The organism is Streptomyces sp. NPDC002573, assembly GCF_042889625.1.
Classification (GTDB): Bacteria; Actinomycetota; Actinomycetes; order Streptomycetales; family Streptomycetaceae; genus Streptomyces; species Streptomyces gibsoniae.
The window spans coordinates 1-5,515 of record NZ_JBIARC010000178.1 but is presented as its reverse complement, the minus strand read 5'-3'; the positions used below and the strand labels follow the sequence as shown (position 1 = coordinate 5,515).

Sequence of the window (5,515 nt, the reverse complement as noted above, 5' to 3'; positions counted from 1 at the left end):
GGAGGGGGATGCGCCCATCATGTTCCAGCCGTTGCCGGTGGTCAGCGGCCCCGCGCCGGGCAGCACACCGCCGCCGGGCAGCGTGAGAGTCGGTTGACCCAGTGCCCCAGTTGGGCGCAGCCTTCGCTGTCCGAGGCCGGCACCTGGCGGAGGACAGCCTCGAACTCCTTAGGGCGACCGTGACCTGGCACAGTTCGGCGCGGCAGTGCGCGGCCTGCGCGCGACAGGAGCGCGACTTTTCGCTGGGGGGACGGTGGTGCGGAAGAAGGCTCTGGCGAGCGCGTCGAACTCGGGTAGGACCCGGCGGTAATCGCCGTCGAGGAAGCGGACCGCGGCCCGTTCCATGCGCAGGTCGAGCACCTCGCCGTTATCGGAGCCGAGCGCCAGGGCGGCCGGCTCGGCAACGCCGCTTCAGCCCTGCTGGGAGCGTGGCCGCTGCTGACACAGAACGCGCTAATGCCGCGCACGGCTCCTGGCGATCACAACCGGCTCGGCCACGGCATCCGCCGCCCCGAAGCCGACCCTCACCGGCACGCTGCCCGCCGACCGCGCCCTTGCCACCCTGACCACGCTGTTGCCGAGCGGCCTTACCCGTTCGAGCCCGCCCGGCGGCCGACGGTCCGGGCAGCTGTGGGTGGACGACGGCCACGGCAAGTCGCTGCTCGAGGTGCACGTCTCCCGGCAGACCCCCACCACCGCGATCCGTAGCCACGTCTTCGTCGGCACGACACCCTTAGCCGACGGCACCCTGATCGAGTCCCGGCAGGCACCACCCGGAACGGGCCCCGGGCACGAGGCGGTGAACGTACTGCATCCTGACGGGCTCTACGTCACCATCATGCAGTGGCAGGCACCGAGCCAGAACGCCCCCTCGACCCGTACCACGCCGATCCTGACACTGGCCCAACTACGGGACATCGCAACCAGCTCGCAGTGGAGGTAACGCCCGCAGGCGGTGATCCTGAGCGCGGGAAAGCGGAAACAGTCGATACGGGGGCCGCTTTCCAGGCTTGTGTTGGCGCAAATGAGGATGATTAAGGCGGGGGCCAGACGGCTGCAACGCCGGGCCGGTTCATCGTTGTGACCTATTTCACGCGAGAATTCGGCGACGTGAAGCACAACCCTTCTCGCGAGTCACAGATCTGATCTGCGTAACCCCTGGCCACGCCCGCGCCCCACACGCGGAGGTCCCCGACACGTGCTGCGCCGCCGCAGCACCAGCCCGCTTGAGGTCCCCCATGAAGCTTCGCCGTGCCATGGTCACCGCAGCCGCGACTGCGGTCATAGCCCCGCTGGCCCTGCTCTCCGCCCCGGCCGCGTTCGCGACGGACGGAACTCCGACTGTGTCGTCGAGCAGTCCGGCGGCCGGGGAGAGCTCTCCCGCTGCCGACGAAAGCACCCCCGCGGCCGAGGAGAGCAGCCCGGCCGCTGACGAAAGCACTCCCGGCGCTGCGGAAAGCACCCCGGCTGCGTCCACCTCGGCGAGTGAGAGCGCGACCGCGTCGGCCTCCGCCTCGGCGTCGGCGTCGACACAGCCCAGCGAGAGCGCGGAGCCCAGCGACTGCCCGGTCGACGACAAAGGGGTCGACCCCGAGTCCCAGCTCAGCATCTCCGTCTCCGGTCTGCCCGGCAAGATCGTCGCCGGCAGTGGCTGGCACTACTTCACGATGACGGCCGCCAATCACAGCGACCAGTCACTCGGCACCGTGCAGTGGCTCGCGACCATCGACAACGACTCCGCGAGCGACAACGAGAAGGACTGGCTGAGCACCTACGCCAACCTCGAGTACTTCAACCCCCAGACCAAGGCGTGGGAGTCGATGGCCGACCAGGTCGGCAACGGTGTCTACTTCGGCGAGACCCCCCTCGGTGCCAAGAAGACGGTCGACATCAAGCTGCGCGTCGACATCACCGCGAAGGCGCCCGCCGGCGACGGCTTCAGCATGGGCATCGGCGGCTATGTCGATGAGCAGAAGAACTGTGTGCACAGCGCGTTCGGCTTCTACGACTTCACCGTCCTCAAGCCCGGTAGCAGCAACGACAACCCCGGGGAGGCCAAGCCGGGCAAGGGCACGAAGCCGGTCAGCGGCAAGAAGCCCCAGGGCGGCAGCACCGAGATCGTGCCCACCGGCAACCTCGCCGAGACCGGCTCCAGCTCCATGGTGCCGACCATCGGCCTGCTCGGCGGTGTCGCCATAGTCGTCGGTGCCGGTGCGCTCTTCGCCGTCCGCCGCCGCAAGGGCGCCGGATCGAACCTCACCGCGTAACCACGGATACGGCGACACAAACGAGGCGGGGGTGGTGCATGCCACCCCCGCCTCCCGGCCGGCGACCGCTCCGTATCAGCCGCCCATTGGCGCCTACGAAGGCTCGGCGCGCGACGTCTTGTCCGCCCAGGCATCCATCCGATGCCTCCAGCGTCGAGCGTTTCGAGACCGCCGCGGCGGTGACCTTCGGTACGCGTGCGTCGGCTGAGCAGCATGCGTCCCGACCTTGAACTCGCTCTGCGGGAACGGCTGCCCTTTGCCGTTGCCCTGCGCTTCGGCGTCGGTCCGGCCCGCATCGACCAGCGGACGGACGACGTAGGCGTCACCCTCACCGACGGCAGCGGCATCGAAGCCGACCTCCTCGTCGGCGCCGACGGCATCCACTCCACCCTCCGCGCCCTGATCTTCGGTGACAGCACTACGTGCGTCACCGCGGCTGCCCCACCGCTGCGTTCACCTTCCAAGACCCTGAGGTACACACGGAACTCGGCCACGGCTTCTGCCGCACCGACACCATCGCGATCCGTTGGGGACACGCGTCTGGCCCACCTACTTGGCCACGCGTCCGCGGACGATCGGGCTTCGGCGTTCGGCGAGCCACACCTTGTGTTCAGCGATGATCCGCAGGCCTCCCTCCCTGGCCTCAGGCATCTGCACCTCGGGTCAGTTCGGAGGTGTGGGAGCTCGTCGGAGGGGGCGGCAAGATCAGCCTCGCTGACGGCGCGTTCCCATGGAAGGGCAAAAGGCCCCTCGGAGAGCGACTCCGAGGGGACCTTTCTGATGTTCCGATGCAGGTCAGAGCGGCAATGCATGGTGCCCCCGGCAGGATTCGAACCTGCGACACCCGCTTTAGGAGAGCGGTGCTCTATCCCCTGAGCTACGAAGGCGGGGTCCTGGCGAAGCTGGGTGAATACTCTGGGTGAGTATTCGTCTCGGCTTCCGCAAGGTGCGACCGCCCCTGGAGGCGGTTCCAACAGGTTAGCGGATCGGGGCGGGGCGGTGGGGGGCAGGCCGGGGTCTTGTCTTGATCATTTGTTTTCGGCGGCTTTGGGGGCCACAGCCCGGGCCACCGTGGCAGAGGCTGTGGCCGCCCGGAGCGTCAGCGGCTCCGTGGTCGCCGGGGCGGCAGCGGACGGGTCCTTTTGGGTCCGGTTTCGGTCGGTGCCCGGCGTCGGTGTCGTCAGGGGGACGGCGGGAGGTCGTCCGGCATGGTTCGTACGATCGACTCCCCGCTTGCGATCGGGATCGCGGAGAGCAGTTCCGACGGGAAGTCGAACGCGTCGACCAGGGCCATCATGTGCGGCGCCAGCTCGGCGACCGTCGTGTCCATGGTCTTCGGAAGCGCGCGGACCTGGTCCGGCGTGAGATGGCCCTCGGCGAGCAGATCGCCGGTGTGCTCGCGGAGCCGCCGGAGCAGGAACAGGCGGCACAGGGAGCGCAGCAGGGCGGCCGACCTCGGGTCCGTCGCCTGGTCGGCGGCTGCCGCGAGGGCGTCCGCGGCCTGGAGGCAGGCGTGGGCGGAGACCATCTCCAGGGCGGCGGACGAGGTGACGTTCCAGCGGCCGACCGGGTCGCCGGACGGGCCCTCGCGCAGGGCCGTGCGGGCGCGAGTCTGCCAGATGGCCTCCGACTGGGCGAGCAGGCCTCGTAAGAAGGGGAGGTCGGTCAGGTCTCCGGCCGGCAGTGCCTCCGGTTTCGCGGACTCGTGGCCGAAGACCATCTCGGAGGCGGCCTTCACCCAGATCACCAGGTTGTCACCCTCGGCGGTGATGCCGCCCTCGATGTTCGCGGCCAGGTCCGCTATGCCGTTGGCGGGGAACAGGCCCTGGGCGCCACAGCGTTCGCGGCACTCGGTGGCGATCTTCCGTGCCTGCCAGGTGATCCAGCCCTTGGCGACGGCCGTGAGCCGTTCGACCGCCTCGCGGTCCTGTTCGGTGTGCGCGGCGAACCGGTCGACCACCGCACGGTGCAGGAACGTCATCGCATACGCCGTGGCCAGCCCGTCGAGCAGCCGGCCGTGGTGGCTGCGGTGGGCGGCGAGCGGGATGCGCTCACCGGCCCGGGGCCCGGCGATGAGGCGGCTGTGGGCGTAGCGGACCGCGACGGTGAGCGCGGCGCGGGCCATGCCGAGGGTGCCGGCGCTCATGCAGAGCTTGCCCATGGTGACGCGGTTGATGGAGCGCAGGAGCCGCTTGCGCTTGTTGCCGAGGTTGCTGGTGAGCGTGCCGTCGCGGTCCAGCCGGCCGTGCTCGGCCTGCAGGAGCGCCTCGCGCGGCAGCCACACCTGGTCGAAGGAGGTGAGGCAGTGGTCGATGGGGGTGCCGGTGCGGTCCGGCAGTCGGCGGACCGTGACCCCGGGCAGATGCCCCGTCCCGTCGCTGAGCGGGGTGAGGAAGAGGAAGACCCCCTGGTCCTCGTCGTCGACGACGAGCCGGGCCGCGACGACCGCGGTCTTGGGGCCGCCGGTCAGGCTGGTGTTGGGCATGAACTTGCGCGCGCCGGGCGTCGGGGTGTGCAGACGGAAGCCGTCGCTCGCGCGGTCGTAGGCGGCGACGGTCTCCATCGCGGCCACGTCGTTGCCGTGCTCCAACTCGGTGCACAGGAACGTTCCTGTGCCGTGCAGCGCGGTGAAGGCGGACAGGTCGCGGCTCTCGTGGTCGTGGTCGACGAGGCTGCCGAGGAACAGGTTGTAGTGGATGCTCGCGAGGGTGGTGAGCCCTCCGTCCACCGGCCCGATCCACTCGTGCAGGGCGGCCAGCCGATGCGGGTCGGCCACGAACCGGTCGGGGTCGACGAGGACTTCATTGAGGAGGCGCAGCCGGTCGTACGAGAGCGCGGCCCGCTCGGCCGGGGGAAGTCCGGGCCGGTACGAGAACGCGGCGCCGGAGATTGTTTTGCGCCAGATGCCGTGCCGGTGCTCGCGTTGCGGGCCCTCGAAGAGGAGACGCGCGAGTTCGTCGGTGACCGGGCGTCCGGCGGGGCCCGCCTGCGCCGGGGTCTCTCGGCCCTCGGGGAGCGCCTGCGCCGCGGGGGCGGCCGGTGCTTCGTGGACCGCCAGGTCATGGGTGGACGCCGCGTGTTCGCGTATCGCCGGGTCTTCCGTGGTCTCCGCAGCCAAGGCTTCGAAGGTCGAGACAGCCATCGGGCTTCCCCCCAGGGCGGCTTCAAGTTCCGTGGCTGGGTGGATCGTTGGGTGACGGGCGGGTAGCAGTGCAGGCACGGGGTTCGTGATCATTGTGGTGTCTTAC

General features: G+C 69.9%; 4 protein-coding genes and 1 tRNA gene. 2 read left to right on the top strand and 3 right to left on the bottom strand.

All coding sequences use genetic code 11. The features are described from left to right. Positions 1-634 precede the first annotated feature (634 nt). Together ACFYX0_RS46570 and ACFYX0_RS46565 are read left to right on the top strand one after the other, a co-directional pair. Entirely contained in the window at positions 635-943 is a 309-nt protein-coding gene (locus tag ACFYX0_RS46570) for a hypothetical protein (RefSeq protein WP_388981600.1), read from the top strand. Between the two features lie 295 nt (positions 944-1,238). Then, the gene (locus ACFYX0_RS46565; RefSeq protein ID WP_388981598.1) at positions 1,239-2,267 is read left to right on the top strand and encodes an LAETG motif-containing sortase-dependent surface protein; all 1,029 of its coding nucleotides are present in this window, start codon (positions 1,239-1,241) and stop codon (positions 2,265-2,267) included. A gap of 93 nt (positions 2,268-2,360) precedes the next feature. Here ACFYX0_RS46565 and ACFYX0_RS46560 read toward each other — a convergent pair whose 3' ends face one another. The 3 genes from ACFYX0_RS46560 to ACFYX0_RS46550 all read right to left on the bottom strand — a co-directional run bounded on the left by ACFYX0_RS46560 (position 2,361) and on the right by ACFYX0_RS46550 (position 5,409). Beyond that, positions 2,361-2,651, bottom strand: coding sequence for a hypothetical protein (locus ACFYX0_RS46560; RefSeq protein ID WP_388981596.1), 291 nt, complete (start codon positions 2,649-2,651; stop codon positions 2,361-2,363). 427 nt (positions 2,652-3,078) lie between these two features. After that, positions 3,079-3,154: transfer RNA gene (locus ACFYX0_RS46555), tRNA-Arg, on the bottom strand. A 293-nt stretch (positions 3,155-3,447) separates the two neighbouring features. Continuing rightward, positions 3,448-5,409, bottom strand: coding sequence for an acyl-CoA dehydrogenase (locus tag ACFYX0_RS46550; RefSeq protein WP_388981594.1), 1,962 nt, complete (start codon positions 5,407-5,409; stop codon positions 3,448-3,450). Positions 5,410-5,515: the final 106 nt, after the last annotated feature.